We start from the raw sequence: 21,808 nt of genomic DNA on the forward strand, positions 1-21,808 counted from the left end.
GCACTTATGTCAGCGATTCGATTCGAACACGTCGATGTGATCTTCGGCGCCAACACCAGGGAAGCCATCCGCCTGCTCGACCAGGGCATGGGCCGCGAGGAAATCCTCAAGCGCACCGGCCAGGTACTCGGGGTAGAGGATGCCAACCTGGATGTGAACCGCGGCGAGATCTGCGTGATGATGGGCCTCTCCGGCTCCGGCAAGTCCAGCCTGCTGCGCTGCATCAACGGGCTCAACAAGGTCAGTCGCGGCAAGCTGCTGATCGAGCACGAAGGCCAGCAGGTGGACATCGCCAACTGCTCGCCGGCGACCCTCAAGGCCATGCGCACCAAGCGCATCGCCATGGTGTTCCAGAAGTTCGCCCTGATGCCCTGGCTGACCGTCGCCGAGAACGTCGGTTTCGGCCTGGAAATGCAGGGCCGCCCGGCCAACGAGCGGAAGAAGCTGGTCGACGAGAAACTGGAACTGGTCGGCCTGTCGCAATGGCGCGACAAGCGCCCGGACTCGCTCTCCGGCGGCATGCAGCAGCGCGTCGGCCTGGCCCGCGCGCTGGCGATGGATGGCGACATCCTGCTGATGGACGAACCCTTCTCCGCGCTGGACCCGCTGATCCGCCAGCAACTGCAGGACGAACTGCTGGTGCTGCAACGGCAACTGCACAAGACCATCGTCTTCGTCAGCCACGACCTCGACGAGGCGCTGAAGATCGGCACGCGCATCGCGATCATGAAGGACGGCCGCATCATCCAGCACGGCAAGCCCGAGGAAATCGTGCTCAGCCCGGCGGACGACTACGTGCGCACCTTCGTCGCGCATACCAACCCGCTCAACGTGCTCTGCGGTTCGAGCCTGATGCGCGGCCTCGATCAGTGCCGCCACGTGGCCGGCGAAGTCTGCGTCGACCAGGGCCGCGACTGCTGGCTGGGCCTGACCGAAGGCAACCAGATCAAGACCGCGCGCCAGGGCAGCAACATCATCGACCTGCAACGCTGGCAACCGGGCGACCCGGTGGAACGGCTCAAGCACGAGCCGACCGTGGTCGACGTCAGCATCCGCATGCGCGACGCCCTGCAGATCCGCTACCAGACCGGCCACAAGCTGGTCCTGCAGGAGCAGAACCGCGTGGTCGGCGTGCTGGGGGACAGCGAGCTGTACCACGCGCTGCTGGGCAAGAATATGGGCTGATGTTTTTCAGGTGATTGGGAGCGCCGGGGTTCGAGAGGACCTCGGCGTTTTCGTTATTGGTCCCGGTCATGCGTAGGGTGGATCACGCTCCATCGATCCACCATGGCCGCGCATGCGGCCCCGCAATGGTGGATGGAAGAGCGCCATCCACCCTACGGTTGCGTCAGCCAGTCGATGCAATTCGTAGGATGGGTTGAGCGAAGCGATACCCATCGAAACGGACGCGGAGTGTCGGTCTGTAGGGCGGGTGCAACCCGCCGATCCCCCGTGTCGGAATGGCGGGTTTCACCCGCCCTACGGCTGCGTCAACCAATCGATGAACAATGAAAACAGCTCCGCCTGCGAGCTGATCTCCAGCTTGGTGTAGAGGTGCTTGCGATGCATGCGCACCGTCTCCGGGGAGATATCCAGCACCCGCGCGCTGGACTTCACCGAGTGGCCGCGCAGCAGCAGGTGGGCGATCTCGCGTTCGCGTTCGGTCAGGCGGTCGCTGCCGAAGTTCATGAACGCCGCGCGGATATGCTGGTTCAGCCCCGTAAGCGGCGCCTGGGCGGTTGCGCAGTCGCCGGCCAGGCAGCGTTCCAGGCCGCTGCTGCGGTCGAACTGCCGGCACAGCTCGCGCACCAGCGGCAGGGCGCTGCGCAGCAGGTCCTGCTGCTCGGTGCTGAAGCGTGCGCCACTGCGGCCCTGGTAGACGCACAGCGACAGCTTGCGCTGCTCGTCGAGGTCGACGATGTAGTGGCTGTCTTCCACCGAGCCGCACTTGAGGTAGTAGGTCTTGTAGTACTCGCTGCTGAAGAAGTCGTCCGGGGCGATCTCCGCCAGCGGATAGAAGCCCTCGGCGAGGCCGTCCTCCAGCGCCAGGCAGAACGGGTCGAGCATGTAGCCGCGGGCGTAGTAGCGCTCGGTGAGCGGCTCGCGGTACGCCTCGGGAATGCCGCGCTGGTAGAGGTGGCGCGGCGCCTGGCCCTTGCATTCGAGGCCGAACAGCATCGATTCGATCGGCACCAGCCGGATCAGTGCCTCGGCCAGATGCGCCGGGAAATCCGCCTCGGCGACACCGGCCATGGCGCGCGCCAGCCCCGCATGCCAGGCATGCAGGGCCGGGGTGGGAACAACTGCTTGGGATTCGCTCATGCCCGGCAGTCTAGCGACCGTCCCGGGCTGCCGCAAAACCGCCGGACGGGCCATCAGTTGCCGCTGTAGTCGCCGCTCCAGCGCAGGTCGTCGGCCGCTTCGAGGATCGACTCGCGCAGCTTCTCGACGATCTCGTCGACCTGCTCGCGGGTGATGGTCAGCGGCGGCGACATCACGTTGAGGTGCACGATGGGCCGCACCAGCAGGCCTTTCTCCTGGGCGCGCAGGTGGATCTTCTCGCCGATGTTCAGCTCCTCGGGGAACAGCGTCTTGCTGCGCTTGTCGGCGACGAACTCGACGCAGGCCATCAGTCGCTGGCAACGCACGTCACCCACCAGCGGGAGGTCCGCCAGGGTGCGCAGGCGTTCCTCGAAGTAGGCGCCGACGTCTTCCACGTGGGCCAGCAGGTTTTCCCGCTGGATGATCTCGATGTTCTTCAGCGCCGCCACGCAGCTCACTGGATGCCCGCTGTAGGTGAAGCCGTGGCTGAAGCAGCGGCCCTGGTTCGGCTCGCCGATCACCTTCCAGATACGGTCGGAGAAGATGCACGCGCCCAGCGGCAGGTAGCCGGAAGTCAGGCCCTTGGCGGTGGTGATGATGTCCGGCTGCATGCCGAACACGTCCTCGGAGGCGAAGAAGGCGCCGAGACGGCCGAAGGAGGTCACCACCTCGTCGGCGACGTAGAGCACGTCGTACTTCTGGCAGATCGCCCACATGCGCTGGTGATAGCCGAGCGGCGGCACGATCACCCCGCCGGAGCCCATGATCGGCTCGGCGAAGAACGCCGCGACCTTGTCGACGCCCAGTTCGAGGATCTTGTCCTCGAACTCCTGCACGAGGAATTCGAGGAAGTCCGCGCTGGTCATGCCCTCCGGCGCGCGGTACGGGTTGGGGCAGGAGATGTGGTGGATGTTGTCCTTGAGGAAGTCGAACTCTGCCGGGTGGTCGGCGACCTTGCCGCCGAGGGACATGGTGAGGAAGGTCGAGCCGTGGTAGGCGTTCACGCGGCTGATGATGTGCTTCTTCCCGTGTTTGCCGCGGCAGTTCTGGTAGTACTGGATCAGCCGGTAGGCGGTATCCACGGCGGTCGAGCCGCCGGTGGTGAGGAACACGTGCTCGAGGTCGCCCGGCGCCAGTTCGGCGAGCTTCTCGCAGAGCTGGATGGCGGTGACGTTGGCCATGTCGCAGAACGGGTTGGAGTAGGCCAGCTGGCGCACCTGCTCGGCGATGGCGTCGGCCATTTCCGCGCGGCCCAGGCCGATGTTGGTGCACCACATGCCGCCCACCGCGTCGAGGTAGCGGCGGCCATGGGTGTCGTAGATGTACGCGCCTTCGCCCGCGGCGATGTTCAGCGCACCGTTCTCGCGGTGGTCGTCGAACACGTGGTAGCCGTGCATGTAGTGGGCCTTGTCGGCGGCGACCAGCTGCTCGTCGTTGAACTGGGCGAAGAAGGCTGGGGTTGGGGTGGTCATATGGGGTGCCTCTGCATTCCTGATGTTCTGATCGTGGGCCGTTACCCTCACCCCAGCCCTCTCCCAGAGGGAGAGGGGGTGACAGTGCCAGCCATGAAACTCCAGAGCAGCCCTTCACGCCTTGTCGGTCCCCTCTCCCCTTGGGAGAGGGTTAGGGTGAGGGCGGCCCGCTCCTTACGTCCCCGTCTTCACCGCATTCCAGGTCCGGGTGATCAGCCGCGTGGCCTTCGGGTCCTGCACCTTCTGGGTGAACAGGCGCGCGCGGATGCCGGCATCCGGATAGATCGCCGGGTTGTCGCGCACCTCGGCGGTGAGCAGCGGGGCGGCGGCGGCGTTGCTGTTGGCATAGCGGATGTAGTCGCTGACCTCGGCGGCCACCTTCGGCTGCAGCATGTATTCGATGAACTTGTGGGCGTTGGCCACGTGCGGGGCGTCAGCCGGGATGTAGAAGTCGTCGAACCAGATCAGCGAGCCTTCCTTCGGCACGAAGTAGTCCAGCTTCACCTTGGCCCCGGCCTCGTCGGCGCGGGCCTGGGCGGTGGCGTAGTCGCCGGACCAGGTCATCGCCATGCACTGGTCGCCGTTGGCCAGGCCGTTGAGGTAGCTGGTTGAGTCGAACTTGCGGATGTACGGACGGATCGACTGCAGCAGGTTTTGCGCGGCCTTCAGGTCTTCCGGCGCGGCGCTGTTCGGATCGCGCTTCAGGTAGGCGAGGGCCAGCGGAATGACGTCGGTGGGCGAGTCGATGATGGTCACGCCGCAGTCGGCGAATTTCGAAACCACCGCGGGATCGAACAGCATTGCCAGCGAGCCGATGGGCGCATCGGGCATGCGCTGCCTGATCTTGTCGACGTTGTAGGTGATGCCGTTGCTGCCCCAGGTGTAGGGCGCCGAGTACTGCACGCCCGGATCGTAGTGGTCGAGGTGCTTGAGCACTTCCGGGTCGAGGTTGCTCCAGCTCGGCAGCTTCGACTTGTCCAGCGCCTGGAACACCCCGGCCTTGAGCAGCGGCGGCACCAGGGCGGCGTTGAGCACCACCAGGTCGTAGCCGGAACGCCCGGGCAGCAGCTTGCCCTGCACGGTTTCGTAGGAGTCGAAGGTGTCGTAGACCACCTTGATGCCGGTGGCCTTCTCGAACCCGGCGATGGTGTGTTCGCCGATGTAGTCGGTCCAGTTGTAGAGGTGGAGGGTGTTGTCGTTGGCGGCGAAGCCTATCGCCGGCACGGCCGCCAGTGCCGTGCTGAGTACTGCCGCAAGGGTGGTGCGCATGTCAGTCCCGCCTGTTGTTGTTTTCTGGGGACACTCTGGGCCGGCGGCGGGAGCGGGGGTATTCCCCGAATGGGTGGGGTGCCTCGGAACGCCGCAACATCGCTCCCACGCTCCTGCGTGGGAGCGCGACGCCTTGGACGCTCCGCGTCCGGACGCAGGAGCGTCCATGGATGCATTCCCACGCGGAGCGTTGGAACGATTTCGTGCAGCTCTTCCCTCTTGCTGCACAATCGTTCAAATTCTCCCTCTTCCCCGAACGGAGCCCCCGGCATGAACCAGGAAGTCCGCTTTTCCCGACTGGAACCCGAGCAGCGCAAGGCGCTGCTGATCGAGGCGACGTTGACCTGCCTGAAGCAGCATGGCTTCCAGGGCGCGTCGATCCGCAAGATCTGCGCCGAGGCGGGCGTGTCGGTGGGGCTGATCAGCCACCACTACAGCGGCAAGGACGAACTAGTCGCCGAGGCTTACCGGGCGATCACCGGGCGGGTCATGCAGTTGCTGCGCGAGGCCATCGCCGAAGCGGCGCCGGGTGCGCGGGCGCGGTTGTCGGCGTTCTTCCGCGCGTCGTTCTCCGCCGAACTGCTCGACCCGCAGCTGCTGGAAGCCTGGCTGGCGTTCTGGGGCGCGGTGAAGACCGCCGAGGCGATCAATGAAGCCCACGACCACTCCTACGGCGAATACCGCACCGTGCTGGCGCAGACCCTCGGCCAGCTCGCCGACGAGGGGGGCTGGCAGGACTTCGACGCCGATCTCGCCGCCATCAGCCTCAGCGCGCTGCTCGATGGACTCTGGCTGGAGTCAGGGCTGAACCCCAGCACCTTCACCCCGGAGCAGGGTGTGCAGATCTGCGAAGCCTGGGTCGATGGCCTGCAGGCCGGCGGGCGGCAGCGCTTCTGCAAGTCGCCGGCCGGTTGTTGATCGATTGTTCAGCGCTGGTTAACCTGCAGCAGCAGTAGGACCCCGTCCTACGACTCACCTATTCCAATAAGAAATTCCCCACAGGGTAGTGCGATGGCCCCCCGTGTACTGATCGTCGATGACGATCCGCTGATTCGCGAACTCCTACAGGCCTACCTCGTCGAGGAAGGCTACGACGTGCTCTGCGCCGACACCGCCGAGCAGGCCGAGACCTGCCTGGCCGAGGCCGAGCGCGGCGAGCAACCGATCGACCTGGTGATGCTCGACATCCGCCTGCCCGGCAAGGACGGCCTGACCCTGACCCGCGAGCTGCGCGTGCGCTCGGAGGTCGGCATCATCCTCATCACCGGGCGCAACGACGACATCGACCGCATCGTCGGCCTCGAATGCGGCGCCGATGACTACGTGAGCAAGCCGGTCAACCCGCGCGAGCTGGTGTCGCGGGCGAAGAACCTGATCCGCCGCGTGCGCCATGCCCGCAGCACACCCGCCGCCAGCGCCCCGGCGCGCTTCAATCACAAGCGCTTCGCCCACTGGCTGCTGGACGTCGACCGCCGCCGCCTGATCGACAGCGACGGCAGCGAAACCCCGCTGACCCACGGCGAGTTCCAGCTGCTCGGCGTGTTCCTGCGCAACGCCGGCCACACCCTCAACCGCGACCAGTTGATGGACCAGATCCGCAACCGCGAGTGGCTGCCCAACGACCGCTCCATCGACGTGCTGGTCGGCCGCCTGCGCCGCAAGCTGCGCGACGATCCCGCCGAGCCGCAGCTGATCATCACCATCCACGGCGCCGGCTACCTGTTCACCGCTCCAGCCAGCGACGCATAAGAATGCGCTGGCTGATGCTGCTGGGCCTGCTGCTGAGCGTCCTCGTGCAGGCCGGCGAGCGCATCCGCTACTGCGATCACCCGGTGTACCCGCCGATCTCCTGGAGCGACGGCCAGCAGATGCGCGGGCTGGCGCCGGAGGTGGTGCGCGCGGTGTTCGGCGAACTGGGCTACGAGGTGGAGATCGTCACCCTCGGCAACTGGAAGCGCTGCCTGCTGGATGCCGCCGCCGGCCGCGTCGACGCGGTGCTGGCCTACCGCACGCCGCAGCGCGACGACGGCCTGCTGTTTTCCAACGTGCCGGTGCTGCGCGAGGAAGTGGCGATCTTCTACAACCGCAAGCACCCGGTGCGCTTCCGCCAGCTCGACGACCTCGCCCGCTACCGTGGCGGCCAGCTGTTCGGCGAGAGCTACGGGCCGGACTTCGACCGCTTCGTCGCCAGCCACGACAATATCGAATGGGTGTCCACCAGCCGGCAGAACTTCGGCAAGCTGGTCCGCCAGCGCATCGACTTCATCGTTCATGAGCGGCGTACCGGGCGGCTGTTCGCCGAACAGCTGGCCGGCGGCGAAGATATCCGCGCGCTGCCGACGCCGCTAACCGTCGACTACCTGCGCATCGCCGTGTCGCGCCATTCGCCGCTGGCCGCGCGGATGGCGGAGATCGATGCGGCGCTGCAACGGCGCGTCGACGACGGCAGCATCGCGCACTGGCTGGATGCCAGCGAAGCCGGCTACCGCGTCATGCTCGACGGCGGGGTGCCGCGATGAAACTGCCCGGCGGGCTGGCGCGGCGCCTGCTGCTGCGTGTGCTGGTGTTCAGCCTGTGTTTCACCGTGCTGGCCAGCGCGGTGCAGCTGTACTTCGAATATCGCCGCGAGATGCGCGACATCGAGGCGCGCCTGGAGCTGATCCGCGTCGGCTACCTGGCCAGCTTCGAGCGCAGCCTGTGGGACCTCAACCAGGAGCAGTTGAACGTGCAACTGCACGGCCTGGTCGACTTCCCGGACATCGCCCGCGCCAGCCTGCGCAGCGCCGACTTCAACCTGGTCCAGGGCGACGAGCGCGGCCGCGGCCCCTTGCGCGTCGAACGCTTCCCGCTGAGCTACCAGCCGCCGCAGGGCGAGCGCCGGCAGCTCGGCGAGCTGGAAATCGCCATCGACCTCGGCGGCGTCTACCGGCGGCTGTGGCAGGGCGGGCTGAGCAACCTGCTGTGGATGGGCGTGTTCCTCTGCGGCCTGGCGGTGGCGCTGAGCTGGCTGTTCCACAGCCTGGTCACCCGCCACCTGCGGGTGATGGCGGACTTCGTGCGCAGCATGACCGGCGGCGACCTGCAGACCGCGCTGCAGTTGAACAAGCACGAGCGCGCCGAACAGGACGAGATCGACACCGTGGCCCACGCGCTGGACGACATGCGCCAGGCGATCCGCGCCGACCTGCGCCGCCGCGAGGCCGACCGCGTGGCCCTGCAGCACAAGCGCGACGAACTGCAACGCAGGGTCGAACGGCGCACCGCCAGCCTGCAGCGCGCCAAGGAAGAGGCCGAGGCGGCCAACCGCGCCAAGACGCGCTTCCTCGCCACCATGAGTCACGAGATCCGCACACCGCTCAACGGCATCCTCGGCATGGCCGAACTGCTGCGCGGCGCGCCGCTCGGCGAGCAGGACCGGCGCCGGCTGCAGGCGCTGTCGAATGCCGGCGAAGGGCTGCTGGCGATCCTCAACGAGGTGCTCAGCTTCGCCAGGCTGGAGGACGGCGCCAGCCAGCCGGAGGCTGTGGATTTCTCCCTGCGCCAGCTGCTCGACGACGTGCTCACCCTGCTCGAACCGCGCGCCGCGGAGAACGGCACCTGCCTGCGCCTGCGCATCGATCCGCAGGTGCATGACGCCTGCCGTGGCGCCGAACAGTTCCTGCGCCAGGTGCTGAGCAACCTGGTGGCCAACGCGGTGAAGTTCACCGAGGAAGGCGAGGTGCGGCTGGAAGTGACTCTGCTGGAGTCGCCGGACGAGCGCCAGCGCCTGCGCTTCGCCGTGATCGACAACGGCATCGGCATTCCCGAGGCGATGCAGGCGAAGATCTTCCAGCGCTTCACCCAGGCCAGCGAGGAAGTCGCGCGGCGCTACGGCGGCACCGGCCTCGGCCTGGCGATCAGCAAGCGGCTGGTGGAGGCCATGGGCGGCTGCATCGGCGTCGAGAGCCGCGAAGGCGAGGGCAGCACCTTCTGGTTCGAAGTGGAGCTGGCGCCGGGGCAGGCTGCGCCGGTCGCAGAACCCGCGTCGACGGTCGCCATAAAACCGCTGGATATCCTGCTGGTGGAAGACGTCGCGCTGAACCGCGAGGTGGCGCAGGGTCTGCTGGAGCGCGATGGCCATCGCGTCAGCCTGGCCGAGGATGCCGAACCGGCGCTGCTGGCGTGCCGCGCGCGGCGCTTCGACCTGATCCTGCTCGACATGCACCTGCCCGGCCTCGGCGGCATCGAGCTGTGCCAGACCATCCGCAAGCAGGCCGAAGGACGCAACCGCGACACGCCGATCCTGGCCTTCACCGCCAACGTGCTGCCGGGCATGGTCCGCCGCTATTTCGACGCGGGCATGCAGGGCGTGCTGGGCAAACCGCTGCGCCTGGAAGAACTGCGCCGGGCGCTGGCAGGTGTGAATGAGCCGCCAGTGCCGGTAACGGATGACGGCCCGCTGGACTCGCAGGTGCTGGCGACCCACCGCCAGTTGCTCGGCGAACACAAGCTCGGCGAACTGCTGGCCAGCCTGCGGCGGTTGCTCGATGAGCAACTGCCGATGCTCGACGAGGCCCTGCGCCATGACGACCCGACGGAGGTGGCCAATATTGCCCATCGCCTGGCGGGGAGCTGCCAGTCCATGGGCCTGCGGGCGCTGGGCGGGTGCCTGCGCGAGCTGGAGAACGCCGCGCTGGCCGGGGAGGAGCTGGCGGGGTGGGCGGAGCGGGTAGAGCAGCGTCGTGTGGAGGCGCTGCGGGCACTGGACTCGTAGGGCGGGTGCAACCCGCCACATCGGCGATGGCGGGTTGCACCCGCCCTACCAAGGCGCCTCGCTGAGCCCCTAACCCAACTCCCAATACAAAATCCTTACGACTTTTTACATCTTCGATCCCAACGTTCAACGGCTCCTTACATCCCCTTCCAATAATCCGGTGGCATCCGTGCACGAGACACGGCCTCTGACTGATTGGAGACAACAATAATGAGCCGTCACGTCCATCCTGCCTCTGTCGCCCTCCGAATCCTGGAGGTGCGCCATGTCTGAATCGCAGGACAAAATCCAGCTCACCCGCGCCCTGAAAAGCCGCCACATCTTCATGCTCTCCCTCGGAGGGGTGATCGGCACCGGCCTGTTCATGGGCTCGGGTGTCACCATCAACCAGGGTGGCCCGATGGGGGCGATCCTCGCCTATCTGGTCGCCGGCCTGCTGATGTACCTGGTGATGGTCTGCCTCGGTGAACTCTCCGTGCAGATGCCGGTATCCGGCTCCTTCCAGGCCCACGCCACGCGCTTCATTGGTCCCGCCACCGGTTTCATGATCGGCTGGGTGTACTGGATGAGCTGGGCTTCCACCGTCGGCCTGGAGTTCACCGCCGCCGGCATGCTGATGACCCGCTGGTTCCCCGACGTGCCGATCTGGATCTGGTCGGGCTTCTTCGTGGTCGTGCTGTTCTCGCTGAACGCCCTGGCCACCCGCGCCTTCGGCGAGGCCGAGTACTGGTTCTCGGGGATCAAGGTGGCTGCGATCCTGGGGTTCATCGTGGTCGGCGTGCTGGTGATCTTCGGCGGCATCGAGCTGAAGAGCGGCGAGCCGGCGCCGTTGATGTCCAACCTGATCGGCGACTCGGTGTTCCCCAACGGCTTGTCCGCGGTGTTCGCGGTGATGATGACGGTGGTCTACGCCTTCCAGGGCTGCGAGATCATGGGCGTCGCCGCCGGCGAGACCGACCAGCCGGAGAAGAGCATCCCGCGCGCCGTGCGCAACGTGGTGTTCCGCGTGCTGATCTTCTACGTGCTGGCCATCGCCGTGCTGTCGGCCATCATCCCGTGGCAGCAGGCCGGGCTGATGGAAAGCCCGTTCGTGCAGGTGTTCGACATGGTCGGCATTCCCTACGCGGCGGACCTGATGAACTTCGTCATCCTCACCGCGATCCTCTCGGTGGGTAACTCCGGCCTGTACGCCTCGACCCGCATCCTCTGGGCGATGTCCAAGACCGGCATGGCGCCGAAGGGTCTGTCCAAGCTGAGCGCCCGTGGCGTGCCGCTCTATGCGCTGCTGATCACCCTGGCCTTCGCCCTGCTGTCGCTGCTGACCAGCGTGGTCGCCGCCGACACCCTGTTCATGGTGCTGATGGCGGTGAGCGGCATGTCCGGCACCGTGACCTGGATCGTCATCGCCTATGCGCAGTACCGCTTCCGCCGCGAGCACATGGCCAAGGGCGGCACCGTGGCCGACCTGAAGTACTCCGCGCCGCTGTTCCCGATCATCCCGCTGGCCTGCATCGCGATCTGCTGCTCGCTGTTCGTCTTCCTCGCCATGGACCCGACCCAGCGTCCGTCGCTGTACTGGGGCTTCGGCTTCATCTCCGCCTGCTACCTGGCGTACTACACGTTGAAGCGCAAGCGTCCGCAGGTGGCCGTCGAGGCAGCAGCGGGTTGAGTTCGTCCCGCCCCACCCAACGCCCCGGCCACTCTGGGGCGTTTTAGTTCGTAGGTTGGCGCTGAGCGCAGCGAAGCCCAACGGTGCCACGGTCGGCGGATGTTGGGCTTCGCTGCGCTCAGCCCAACCTACGGAGCAGCCTGATCGATTGTTCGAAGTTGTAACAACGGCGCTTGCCGGTTCTCCATCGATGCTGCGCAAGCCCCGTGGCATCGGCCCTGGAGCCATCCGCAACAACCGTTACAAGCCCCCTTTCGGGTGCATTGCCGCCTTACTGAACACTTGTTTAGTATTGCCTCCAATGCTTCACCAACCTCACCACAAGTGACAACAACACGAGGGCAGCATGACTCACGTTTCTTCTCTCTCCAGCCGGGTCGAAGGCGGCATCGCCTGGATCACCCTGAACCGCCCGGAACAGCGCAACGCGCTGGACGTTCCCACCCTGAAGGCCCTGCATGCCCAGCTCGATGCCTGTGCCACCGACCCCGCCGTGCGCGTGGTGGTGCTGACCGGTAGCGGCCGCAGTTTCTGCGCCGGAGCCGATCTTGCCGAATGGGCCGAGGCGGAAGCCCGTGGCGAGCTGGAAACCTACGGCTGGACCGAAACCGCCCACGCCCTGATGGGCCGCCTGCACAGCCTGGACAAGCCGACCATCGCCGCCGTCAACGGCACCGCCGTCGGCGCCGGGATGGACCTGACGCTCTGCTGCGACTTCCGCATCGCCGGCGCCTCGGCACGCTTCAAGGCCGGCTACACCGGCATGGCCTACTGCCCGGACGCCGGCGCCAGCTGGCACCTGCCGCGTCTGATCGGCAGCGAAGCGGCCAAGCGCCTGCTGTTCCTCGACGAGCTGTGGAACGCCGAGCGCGCCCTGGCCGCCGGCCTGGTCGGCGAAGTGGTCGCCGATGAGCAACTGCTCGCCAGCGTCGCCGAATTCGCCGCGCGCCTGGCCGCCGGCCCGACCTTCGCCTTCGCCCAGACCAAGCGCCTGATTCGCGATGGCGCCAACCGCTCGCTGACCCAGCAGCTGGAAGCCGAACAGGCCGCCGGGCTGCTCTGCGGTCGCAGCGAAGATGCCGCCGAAGCGCTGCGCGCCGTGGCGGAAAAACGTTCCCCCAACTTCACCGGCAGGTAATCCCATGGACTTCCAACTGACCCAGGAACAGGAAATGCTCGTCGAGGCGGTCAAGGCCTTCGTCGAGAAGGAACTGCTGCCCTACGAGGAAGAAGTGGACCGCGCCGATGCGGTATCGCCGGAGCTGGCCGCGCAGATTCGCGGCAAGGCCATCGCCGCCGGTTTCTACGCCTTCAACATGCCCGAGGAAGTCGGCGGCGGCAGCCTCGACTACCTGTCCCAGGCGCTGATCGAGCGTGAGCTGTCGAAAGTCTCCTGGGCGCTGCACGTGTTCGTCGCGCGCCCGTCGAAGATCCTCATGGCCTGCAAGGGCGACCAGATCAACGACTACCTGCTGCCCGTCGTGCAGGGCGAGAAGATCGACTGCTTCGCCCTCACCGAGCCGGGCGCCGGTTCCGACGCCAACTCGATCAAGACCCGTGCCGCCCGTGACGGTGACGAATTCGTCATCAATGGCAGCAAGCACTTCATCAGCCATGCCGGCCACGCCGACTTCGCCATCGTCTTCGCGGTGACCGACACCTACGAGCACAACGGCAAGAAGCGCAACGCCGTGACCGCCTTCCTGGTCGACAAGGGCACTCCCGGCATGACCATCCGCCGTGGCCCGAAATGCGTGAGCAACCGCGGCTACCACACCTACGAGATGTTCTTCGACGACTGCCGCGTACCGGCCTCGAAAGTCCTCGGCGAAGTCGGCAAGGGCTGGGAAGTGGCCAACGCCTGGCTGACTGCCGGCCGCGTGATGGTTGCCGCCAACTGCGTCGGCCAGGCCCAGCGCGCGCTGGACGTATCCCTGCAATGGGCGGCCGACCGCAAGCAGTTCGGCCAGGCGATCGGCACCTACCAGGGCATCTCCTTCAAGCTCGCCGACATGGCCACGCAAATCCGCGCCGCCGAGCTGATCACCCTGCACACCGCCTGGAAGATGGACCAGGGCACGATGACCGACGGCGAGGCCGGCATGGCCAAACTGTTCGCCAGCGAGACGCTGGGCAAGGTCGCCGACGAAGCGGTGCAGATCTTCGGCGGCATGGGCCTGATGGACGAAGGCCCGGTGGAGCGCATCTGGCGCAACGCGCGGATCGAGCGGATCTGGGAAGGCACCTCGGAAATCCAGCGCCACATCATCTCCCGCGAACTGCTGCGGCCGTTGCTGCGTTGACACCTTTTCACCCCTCTCCCTCTGGGGCGAAGAGGCACGCTTTTGGAAGCATCGCTTCCGGTGCCGATGAGCGCCTGAGCGCGAAGCGATCAGGCCGGGGCGCGGAGCGGGGCTGGGGTGAGGGCAAACCTATGCCGAGATCCGATATGAACAGAGAAAACCTCCAGCGCCTGCTGGCGCCGAAACACCTCGCCTTCATCGGCGGCCGCAGCATGGCCCGCGCCCTCAAGCGCTGCGCCGAGGGCGGCTTCAAGGGCGAAATGTGGCTGGCCAATCCGCAGCACGACGAGCTGGAAGGCGTGCCCTGCGTACGCAGCGTCGCCGACCTGCCGGCTGGTCCGGATGCCGTATTCATCGCCACCAACCGTGAGCTGACTGTCAGCGCCGTCGCCGAACTGGCGGAGAAGGGCGCGGGCGGTGCCATCTGCTACGCCTCCGGCTACGCCGAAACCGGCGAGGAAGGCGAGGCCCTGCAGAAGCGTCTGCTGGAAGCGGCCGGCGACATGGCCCTGCTCGGGCCGAACTGCTACGGCCTGCTCGACTACCTGCACGGCGCCGCGCTGTGGCCGGTGGCCCATGGCGGCCATATCGTCGAGAAAGGCGTGGCGGTGCTGACCCAGAGCGGCAACTTCGCCTACAACGTCTCGATGAGCGACCGCTCGCTGCCGGTGGCCTACATGGCTTCGGTCGGCAACCAGGCACAGCTGGGCGTCGCCGAACTGATGGACGTGCTGCTCGACGAGCCGCGCGTCACTGCCATCGGCCTGCACCTGGAAGGCCTGAAGAACGTCCCCGGCTTCGCCCGCGCCGCCTACAAGGCGCTGCAGAAGGGCATCCCGGTGATCGCCCTGAAGACCGGCGTTTCCGAGATCGGCGCCGAACTGGCGCTCAGCCACACCAGTTCGCTGGCCGGCTCCGATGCGTTGTACGACGCGCTGTTCGACCGCCTCGGCGTGATCCGCGTGAGCGGCCCGGTCAGCTTCATGGAAACCCTCAAGGCCGCCGCCTGCGGCAACCTGCCGGCCGGCCCGAGCCTGGCCGCGCTGGCCTGCTCCGGTGGCGACGCCGGGCTGATCGCCGACTACGCCGAACGCAACGGCCTGCCGCTGCCCAAGCTGGTCGACGCGCAGCGCGCCGAACTGGCCGAGGTGCTGCCGGACTACGCCAACATCGCCAACCCGCTGGACTTCACCACCGCCATCTGGGGCGACGGCCCGGCGCTGCAGAAGATGCTCGACAGCGCCCTGCGCACGCCGGCCGACGCCGCGCTGCTGGTGCTCGACTACCCCGGCGAGGAAACCGGCGAACGCGCGCAGTGCGATCTGCTGCTGGAGCTGTACTGCGCCGCGCTGAAGCGCCACGACAAGGTCGGCTTCATCGCCTCGGCCTTCCCCGAACTGCTGCCGGCCCATGCCCGCGAGCTGCTGCACAGCCACGGCGTCGCTGCCTTGCAAGGTGTGGAAGACGGCCTCGCCGCCTGGGGCCGCATCGCCCATTACCGCCAGCGCCGCGAAGCCCTGCTGGAGCGTGGCGAAGCAGCCCGCGTGCCGCTCTGCCCGCTGGCGCTGGACGGCCAGGGCCGGCTGCTCGACGAGTGGCAATCCAAGCAGGCGCTGAAGCCCTTCGGCGTACCGCTGCCCGCTGCCGTCCTGACCACTCCGGGACAGGCCCGCGAGGCGGCCGTCGATCTCGGCTTCCCGCTGGTGCTCAAGGCGGTCAGCGCTGACCTGCCGCACAAGACCGAAGCCGGCGGCGTGATGCTCAACCTGCGCAACGAGGCCGCGCTGGAAGCGGCGCTGCTGACCATGCGCGAGAACCTTGCCCGCCATGCGCCCCAGGTCGCCTTCGACCAGGTGCTGCTGGAACGCATGGCCACCCCGCCGCTGGCCGAGCTGATCGTCGGTATCAAGCGCGAGCCCGGCTTCGGCCTGGCGCTGGTGATCGGCGCCGGCGGCATCCTCGTCGAGCTGCTCAAGGACAGCCGCAGCCTGCTGCTGCCGACCACCGACGCGGCGATCCGCGATGCCCTGCTGAGCCTGCGCAGCGCGCCGCTGCTCACCGGCTTCCGTGGCCGCCCGGCGGTGGACCTGGACGCGCTGGTGGAAGCTGTCCGCGCGGTCGCCGACTACGCCTGCGAACACGTCGATTCGCTGCTGGAACTGGATGTGAACCCGCTGCTGGCCTGCGCCGATGGCGCGGTGGCGGTGGATGCGCTGATCCGTATCGCTGAATGACAGACCTGGGCTTTGCATCGTCGCGATGCTTCCCCCTCACCCTAACCCTCTCCCTCGGGGAGAGGGGACTTTCCGGAGCGGCCGGCTGGCACGGTATGTCCGTCCACGCCAATGCGCCCCCTCTCCCTCCGGGAGAGGGCTGGGGTGAGGGAGCCGCAACGCCGATGCTCCCATAAGGCAACGCACAAGATTCGAGGAATGACCATGCAGAACAACAAAAACCTCACCGGCGGCCAGGCACTCGTCCGCCTGCTCGCCAACTACGGCGTCGACACCGTCTTCGGCATTCCCGGCGTGCACACCCTGGAGCTCTATCGCGGTCTGCCCGGCAGCGGCATCCGCCATGTGCTGACCCGTCACGAGCAGGGCGCCGGCTTCATGGCCGATGGCTACGCTCGCGTCAGCGGCAAGCCGGGCGTGTGCTTCGTCATCACCGGCCCGGGCGTGACCAACGCCGCCACCGCCATCGGCCAGGCCTACGCCGACTCGGTGCCGATGCTGGTGATTTCCAGCGTCAACCACACCGCCAGCCTCGGCAAGGGCTGGGGGTGCCTGCACGAAACCCAGGACCAGCGCGCCATGACCGCGCCGATCACCGCCTTCTCGGCTGTCGCCTTGAGCGCGGAGGATCTGCCCGAGCTGATCGCCCGCGCCTACGCCGTGTTCGACAGCGAGCGTCCGCGCCCTGTGCATATCTCCGTTCCGCTGGACGTGCTCGCCGCCCCGGTGGCCCGCGACTGGAGCGCTGAAGTGGTCCGCCGTCCGGGTCGTGGCCCGGCATCGTCCACAGCCATCCAGCAGGCTGTGGATAAACTCGCCGCCGCGAAGAAGCCGATGATCATCGCTGGTGGCGGCGCCCTGCATGCCGCCGAGGCGCTGGCCGCGCTCAGCGAACAACTGGCCGCGCCGCTGTTCACCAGCGTCGCCGGCAAGGGCCTGCTGCCGCCGCAGGCGCCGCTGAATGCCGGTTCGACCCTGTGCACCCAGGCTGGTTGGGACATGATCGCCGAGGCCGATGTGGTTCTCGCGGTCGGCACCGAAATGGCCGACACCGACTTCTGGCGCGAGCGCCTACCGCTGAATGGCGAGCTGATCCGCATCGACATCGATTCGCGCAAGTTCAACGATTTCTATCCCTGCAGCGTGGCGCTGCACGGCGACGCGCAGGCCAGCGTAGACGCACTGCTGGCCGGGCTGAAGTTATCCACACGCGATGCCACGACCGCGCAGCAACGGGTTGCCCAGCTGAAAGCGCAACTGGAAGCCAGCCATGCGCCGCTGCAACTTATCCACAAGTCGATTCTCGAACGCATCGCCAATGCGCTGCCGGACAACGCCTTCATCAGCAGCGACATGACCCAGCTGGCCTATACCGGCAACTACCTGTTCCCCAGCAAGGCCCCGCGCGGCTGGCTGCACCCGACCGGCTACGGCACCCTCGGCTACGGCGTGCCGGCCGGCATCGGCGCCAAGTTCGGCGCGCCCGAGCGTCCCGGCCTGGTGCTGGTCGGTGACGGCGGCTTCCTCTACACCGCGCAGGAACTGGCGACCGCCGTGGAAGAGCTGGACAGCCCGCTGGTGGTGCTGCTGTGGAACAACGATGCGCTGGGGCAGATCCGCGACGACATGATCGGCCTCGACATCGAGCCGATCGGCGTGCTGCCGCGCAACCCGGACTTCGCCCTGCTGGCCAGGGCCTATGGCTGCACCGTGCGCCAGCCGCAGAACCTCGACGCGCTGGAAAGCGACCTGCGCGAAGGTTTTGCACAGCCCGGCGTCACCCTGATCGAACTGAAACACGCCTGCGCCCATTGATCGGGCGAGCCCGCCTCCCTGCCAGTCGCGGGGCGGCGCAACTGCACAACAAGGAGGCCGTAAGGTCGCCGTTACAGGAGATACAACCATGCCTTTCAGCCGTTCTCTGCTCGCCCTGTCCCTCGGTCTCGTGCTCTGGCAAGGCCAGGCCCACGCGGCGCCGCCGATGTCGCTGGACAACGGCACGTCGCAACTGACCGCGCAGGTCAGCAACGCCTGGGTGGAAATCAACAAGGCCGCCTTCGAGCACAACATCCGCACCCTGCAGGCGGAACTCGGCGGCAAGTCGAAGCTGTGCGCGGTGCTCAAGGCGGACGCCTACGGCCACGGCATCGGCCTGCTGATGCCGTCGGTGATCGCCATGGACGTGCCCTGCGTCGCCGTCGCCAGCAACGAGGAGGCGCGGGTGGTTCGCGCCAGCGGCTTCAAGGGCGAACTGGTGCGGGTGCGCACCGGCACCCTGGACGAGATCGAGGATGCACTGCAGTACAACGTCGAAGAGATGGTCGGCAACGCTGAATTCGCCCGCCAGGCGGGTGAGCTCGCTGAACGCCACGGCCGCAAGCTGCGCGTGCACATCGCGCTGAACTCCAGCGGCATGAGCCGCAACGGCCTGGAGATGGAAAGCGAGCAGGGCCGCCGCGACGCCGTCGCCGTTACGAAGGACAAGAACCTCGACGTGGTGGCGATCATGACCCACTACGCGGTGGAGGAGCGCGAGGACGTGCTCAAGGGGCTGGCCGCCTTCAACCGGCAGGCCGACTGGCTGATCAAGGAAGCCGGGCTGGATCGCAGCAAGCTGACCCTGCACACCGCCAACTCCTTCGCCACCCTGGAAGTGCCCGAGGCGCGCCTGGACATGGTGCGTACCGGCGGTGCGCTGTTCGGCGACACCGTGGTCACCCGCACCGAGTACAAGCGGGTGATGCAGTTCAAGTCCCACGTGGCCTCGGTGAACGCCTATCCGGCGGGCAACAGCGTCGGCTACGACCGCACCTTCACCCTCAATCGCGAGTCGCGGCTGGCCAACATCACCGTCGGCTACTCCGACGGCTACCGCCGGGTATTCACCAACAAGGCCCATGTGCTGATCGACGGCCACCGCGTGCCGGTGGTGGGCAAGGTCTCGATGAACACCCTGATGGTCGACGTCACCGACTTCCCGGACGTGAAGGCCGGCGACGAGGTGGTGCTGTTCGGCAAGCAGGGCGGCAGCGAGATCGCCCAGAGCGAGATGGAAGACATCAATGGCGCGCTGCTGGCCGACCTGTACACGGTCTGGGGCAGCGCCAACCCGAAAGTGCTGGTCGAGCAATAGCTCGCCAGCCCAGCGTTCCGAGGAGGTACCCGATGCGCTACTCCCACCTTACCCAACGCATAGCCGGCGACGGCGCCGCAGCCTGGGATATCCACTACCGCGCCCTGGCGCGCCTGGAGCAGGGCGACGACATCCTGCTGCTGTCGGTCGGCGATCCGGATTTCGACACACCGCAGCCCATCGTGCAGGCGGCTGTGGATAGTTTGCGTGCCGGCGCCACCCACTACGCCGACGTCAGCGGCAAGCGCGCGCTGCGCGAAGCCATCGCCGCTCGCCACCAGCAGCGCAGCGGCCAGGCGGTGGACGCCGACCAGGTGATCGTGCTCTCCGGCGCCCAGTGCGCGCTCTACGCGGTGGCCCAGTGCGTGCTGAATCCGGGCGACGAGGTGATCGTCGCCGAGCCGATGTACGTCACCTACGAGGCGGTGTTCGGTGCTTGCGGCGCCACCGTGGTTCCGGTGCCGGTGCGTTCCGAGCATGGCTTCCGCGTGCAGGCCGAGGACGTCGCCGCGCGCATCACCCCGCGCACCCGCGCGCTGGCGCTGAACAGCCCGCACAACCCGTCCGGCGCCAGCCTGCCGCGCGCCACCTGGGAAGCGCTGGCCGACCTGTGCATAACTCACGACCTGTGGATGATTTCCGACGAGGTCTACAGCGAGCTGCTGTTCGACGGTGAACACATCAGCCCGGCCAGCCTGCCGGGCATGGCCGAGCGCACCGCGACCATCAACAGCCTGTCGAAATCCCATGCCATGACCGGCTGGCGCGTGGGCTGGGTGGTCGGCCCGGCGGAACTCGCCGCGCACCTGGGCAACCTGGCGCTGTGCATGCTCTACGGCTCGCCGGACTTCATCCAGGACGCCGCCGTGGTCGCGCTGGAAGCCGACCTGCCGGAGCTGGAAGCGATGCGCGAGGCCTACCGCCAGCGCCGCGACCTGGTCCTCGACTGCCTGCAGGGCTGCCCCGGCCTGCGCGCGCTGCGCCCGGACGGCGGCATGTTCGTGATGGTGGATATCCGCGCCACCGGCCTTTCCGCCGGGGCGTTCGCCGATGTGCTGCTGGATCGCCACGGCGTCTCGGTCCTCGCCGGCGAAGCCTTCGGCCCCAGCGCCGCCGGGCATATCCGCCTCGGCCTGGTACATGACGAAGCGCCGCTGCGCGATGCCTGCCAGCGCATCGCCGCCTGCGCCGCCGAACTGATGAAGGAGAAGCGCTATGCATGAGCGCCGCCAGTTGTACATCGACGGTGCCTGGGTGGCGCCGGTCGGCAGCGGCCTGGCCGAGGTGGTGAACCCGGCCACTGAAGAGGTCATCGACCACGTGCCGCTGGGCGACGAGCAGGACGTGAACCGCGCGGTGGATGCCGCGCGCCGCGCCTTCGCCGGCTGGTCGCGGACGCCTTCCAGCGTGCGTGCTGGCTACATCCGTGCCCTCGCCGACGAGCTGAAGCGCCGCGCCGAGGAGATGGCCGCGCTGATCACCGCCGAACTGGGCATGCCGGTGCAGTGGTGCCGCATGGTGCAGGTCGACGGGCCGATCGAGGGGCTGGAAAGCTACGTCGAGCTGGCCGCGCGGATGGACGAGGTGCGCGAGGTCGGCAATTCGCTGGTGGTGAAGGAGCCGGTCGGCGTGTGCGCCTTCATCAATCCGTGGAACTACCCGCTGCATCAGCTGATCGGCAAGCTGGCCCCGGCGCTGGCCGCCGGCTGCACGGTGGTCTGCAAGCCGAGCCAGGACACCCCGCTGCACGCCTTCCTGCTCGCCGAGATGATCGACACCATCGGCCTGCCGGCCGGGGTGTTCAACCTGGTCAGCGGACCGGGCTCGAAGGTCGGCGAGGCGCTGTCCCGTCACCCGGACGTGGACATGGTTTCCTTCACCGGCTCGACCACCGCCGGCGTGCGCGTCGCCCAGGCGGCGGCGCCGAGCGTGAAGCGCGTGTGCCTGGAGCTGGGCGGCAAGTCGCCGTTCCTGATCTCCGCCGATGCCGACCTGGCCGCCGCCGTGCGCCATGGCGTGCAGGACGTGATGATCAACTCGGGGCAGACCTGCACCGCGCTGACCCGCATGCTGCTGCCCGCCAGCCGCTACGAGGAAGCCGTGGAAATCGCCCGTGCGGAAACCCTGGCCCTGAAGCTCGGCGACCCGCTGGACCCGGCCAGCTTCCTCGGCCCGATGTGCTCGGCCAGCCAGCGTCGCACCGTGCTCGACTACATCCGCATCGGCGAGGAGGAGGGTGCACGGCTGGTCTGCGGCGGCATCGAACGCCCGGCCGATCTGGAACGCGGCTACTATGTGCGGCCGACCCTGTTCGCCGCTGTGGATAACTCCATGCGCATCGCCCATGAGGAAATCTTCGGCCCGGTACTCTGCCTGATCCCGTACAAGGACGAAGCCGATGCCCTGCGCATCGCCAACGACACGCCGTTCGGCCTGTCCAGCGCGGTCTGGGCCGGCGACCGCGAGCACGGCCTGCGACTGGCGCGGCAGATGCGCGCCGGCCAGTGCTTCCTCAACGGCGGCGCATTCAACTATCGTGCACCGTTCGGTGGCTACAAGCAGTCCGGCAACGGCCGCGAATGGGGCGAGGAAGGTCTCGCCGAATTCGTCGAGCACAAGGCCATCCAGATCTGACATTGACCCCCTCTCCCCC

The 21,808-nt window shown here is 67.4% G+C and carries 16 protein-coding genes; 13 read left to right on the plus strand and 3 right to left on the minus strand.

From position 1 onward, the window contains the following. The first annotated feature begins 6 nt into the window (after positions 1 to 6). Positions 7 to 1,185 (plus strand): choline ABC transporter ATP-binding protein, encoded by a 1,179-nt coding sequence (gene choV / locus JFY56_RS12180; protein WP_208314015.1) that lies wholly within the window; start codon positions 7 to 9, stop codon positions 1,183 to 1,185. Positions 1,186 to 1,479: 294 nt separating this feature from the next. Here the strand turns inward: choV and JFY56_RS12185 are convergent, their stop codons facing one another. The 3 genes from JFY56_RS12185 to JFY56_RS12195 form a co-directional block, all read right to left on the minus strand. Next, on the minus strand, positions 1,480 to 2,322 hold the full coding sequence (locus tag JFY56_RS12185) for a helix-turn-helix transcriptional regulator (protein ID WP_208314016.1): 843 nt from the start codon (positions 2,320 to 2,322) through the stop codon (positions 1,480 to 1,482). A gap of 53 nt (positions 2,323 to 2,375) precedes the next feature. Beyond that, positions 2,376 to 3,794: an aminotransferase gene (locus JFY56_RS12190; protein ID WP_208314017.1), complete on the minus strand. Its 1,419-nt coding sequence runs from the start codon at positions 3,792 to 3,794 to the stop codon at positions 2,376 to 2,378. Positions 3,795 to 3,968: 174 nt separating this feature from the next. After that, complete coding sequence (locus tag JFY56_RS12195; protein WP_208314018.1) at positions 3,969 to 5,063, minus strand: polyamine ABC transporter substrate-binding protein; 1,095 nt, start codon at positions 5,061 to 5,063, stop codon at positions 3,969 to 3,971. 270 nt (positions 5,064 to 5,333) lie between these two features. On the opposite strand from JFY56_RS12195, the gene JFY56_RS12200 reads away from it, so the two are divergent. From JFY56_RS12200 to JFY56_RS12255, 12 genes are all read left to right on the plus strand, one after another. Next, positions 5,334 to 5,981, plus strand: coding sequence for a TetR family transcriptional regulator C-terminal domain-containing protein (locus JFY56_RS12200; protein ID WP_208314019.1), 648 nt, complete (start codon positions 5,334 to 5,336; stop codon positions 5,979 to 5,981). A 93-nt stretch (positions 5,982 to 6,074) separates the two neighbouring features. Continuing rightward, positions 6,075 to 6,812 (plus strand): response regulator, encoded by a 738-nt coding sequence (locus tag JFY56_RS12205; RefSeq protein ID WP_208314020.1) that lies wholly within the window; start codon positions 6,075 to 6,077, stop codon positions 6,810 to 6,812. Between the two features lie 2 nt (positions 6,813 to 6,814). Then, the gene (locus JFY56_RS12210) at positions 6,815 to 7,582 is read left to right on the plus strand and encodes a substrate-binding periplasmic protein (protein WP_208314021.1); all 768 of its coding nucleotides are present in this window, start codon (positions 6,815 to 6,817) and stop codon (positions 7,580 to 7,582) included. Continuing rightward, on the plus strand, positions 7,579 to 9,816 hold the full coding sequence (locus JFY56_RS12215) for an ATP-binding protein (protein ID WP_208314022.1): 2,238 nt from the start codon (positions 7,579 to 7,581) through the stop codon (positions 9,814 to 9,816). The genes JFY56_RS12210 and JFY56_RS12215 overlap by 4 nt, the downstream gene beginning before the upstream one ends. Positions 9,817 to 10,081: 265 nt before the next feature. After that, positions 10,082 to 11,485, plus strand: coding sequence for an amino acid permease (locus JFY56_RS12220; RefSeq protein ID WP_208314023.1), 1,404 nt, complete (start codon positions 10,082 to 10,084; stop codon positions 11,483 to 11,485). 346 nt (positions 11,486 to 11,831) lie between these two features. Continuing rightward, the gene (locus JFY56_RS12225) at positions 11,832 to 12,623 is read left to right on the plus strand and encodes an enoyl-CoA hydratase/isomerase family protein (RefSeq protein WP_208314024.1); all 792 of its coding nucleotides are present in this window, start codon (positions 11,832 to 11,834) and stop codon (positions 12,621 to 12,623) included. Between the two features lie 4 nt (positions 12,624 to 12,627). Then, a complete protein-coding gene (locus JFY56_RS12230) occupies positions 12,628 to 13,788 on the plus strand; it encodes an acyl-CoA dehydrogenase family protein (protein WP_208314025.1) in 1,161 nt (386 codons plus the stop codon). 146 nt (positions 13,789 to 13,934) lie between these two features. Further along, positions 13,935 to 16,022: an acetate--CoA ligase family protein gene (locus tag JFY56_RS12235; RefSeq protein ID WP_208314026.1), complete on the plus strand. Its 2,088-nt coding sequence runs from the start codon at positions 13,935 to 13,937 to the stop codon at positions 16,020 to 16,022. Between the two features lie 111 nt (positions 16,023 to 16,133). Beyond that, positions 16,134 to 17,837: a 5-guanidino-2-oxopentanoate decarboxylase gene (locus tag JFY56_RS12240; protein WP_408004401.1), complete on the plus strand. Its 1,704-nt coding sequence runs from the start codon at positions 16,134 to 16,136 to the stop codon at positions 17,835 to 17,837. 88 nt (positions 17,838 to 17,925) lie between these two features. Continuing rightward, a complete protein-coding gene (alr, locus tag JFY56_RS12245) occupies positions 17,926 to 19,155 on the plus strand; it encodes an alanine racemase (RefSeq protein ID WP_208314028.1) in 1,230 nt (409 codons plus the stop codon). 32 nt (positions 19,156 to 19,187) lie between these two features. Then, on the plus strand, positions 19,188 to 20,378 hold the full coding sequence (locus tag JFY56_RS12250) for a pyridoxal phosphate-dependent aminotransferase (RefSeq protein ID WP_208314029.1): 1,191 nt from the start codon (positions 19,188 to 19,190) through the stop codon (positions 20,376 to 20,378). Further along, positions 20,371 to 21,789: an aldehyde dehydrogenase family protein gene (locus tag JFY56_RS12255; RefSeq protein ID WP_208314030.1), complete on the plus strand. Its 1,419-nt coding sequence runs from the start codon at positions 20,371 to 20,373 to the stop codon at positions 21,787 to 21,789. The genes JFY56_RS12250 and JFY56_RS12255 overlap by 8 nt, the downstream gene beginning before the upstream one ends. The last annotated feature ends 19 nt before the right edge of the window (positions 21,790 to 21,808 follow it).

This window comes from Pseudomonas schmalbachii (assembly GCF_017589465.1).
Classification (GTDB): Bacteria; Pseudomonadota; Gammaproteobacteria; order Pseudomonadales; family Pseudomonadaceae; genus Pseudomonas; species Pseudomonas schmalbachii.

Coding starts and splice junctions, on each gene's coding strand:
- choV (WP_208314015.1), top strand. CDS start 7: ATGTCAGCGATTCGATTCGAACACGTCGATGTGATCTTCGGCGCCAAC.
- JFY56_RS12185 (WP_208314016.1), bottom strand. CDS start 2,322: ATGAGCGAATCCCAAGCAGTTGTTCCCACCCCGGCCCTGCATGCCTGG.
- JFY56_RS12190 (WP_208314017.1), bottom strand. CDS start 3,794: ATGACCACCCCAACCCCAGCCTTCTTCGCCCAGTTCAACGACGAGCAG.
- JFY56_RS12195 (WP_208314018.1), bottom strand. CDS start 5,063: ATGCGCACCACCCTTGCGGCAGTACTCAGCACGGCACTGGCGGCCGTG.
- JFY56_RS12200 (WP_208314019.1), top strand. CDS start 5,334: ATGAACCAGGAAGTCCGCTTTTCCCGACTGGAACCCGAGCAGCGCAAG.
- JFY56_RS12205 (WP_208314020.1), top strand. CDS start 6,075: ATGGCCCCCCGTGTACTGATCGTCGATGACGATCCGCTGATTCGCGAA.
- JFY56_RS12210 (WP_208314021.1), top strand. CDS start 6,815: ATGCGCTGGCTGATGCTGCTGGGCCTGCTGCTGAGCGTCCTCGTGCAG.
- JFY56_RS12215 (WP_208314022.1), top strand. CDS start 7,579: ATGAAACTGCCCGGCGGGCTGGCGCGGCGCCTGCTGCTGCGTGTGCTG.
- JFY56_RS12220 (WP_208314023.1), top strand. CDS start 10,082: ATGTCTGAATCGCAGGACAAAATCCAGCTCACCCGCGCCCTGAAAAGC.
- JFY56_RS12225 (WP_208314024.1), top strand. CDS start 11,832: ATGACTCACGTTTCTTCTCTCTCCAGCCGGGTCGAAGGCGGCATCGCC.
- JFY56_RS12230 (WP_208314025.1), top strand. CDS start 12,628: ATGGACTTCCAACTGACCCAGGAACAGGAAATGCTCGTCGAGGCGGTC.
- JFY56_RS12235 (WP_208314026.1), top strand. CDS start 13,935: ATGAACAGAGAAAACCTCCAGCGCCTGCTGGCGCCGAAACACCTCGCC.
- JFY56_RS12240 (WP_408004401.1), top strand. CDS start 16,134: ATGCGCCCCCTCTCCCTCCGGGAGAGGGCTGGGGTGAGGGAGCCGCAA.
- alr (WP_208314028.1), top strand. CDS start 17,926: ATGCCTTTCAGCCGTTCTCTGCTCGCCCTGTCCCTCGGTCTCGTGCTC.
- JFY56_RS12250 (WP_208314029.1), top strand. CDS start 19,188: ATGCGCTACTCCCACCTTACCCAACGCATAGCCGGCGACGGCGCCGCA.
- JFY56_RS12255 (WP_208314030.1), top strand. CDS start 20,371: ATGCATGAGCGCCGCCAGTTGTACATCGACGGTGCCTGGGTGGCGCCG.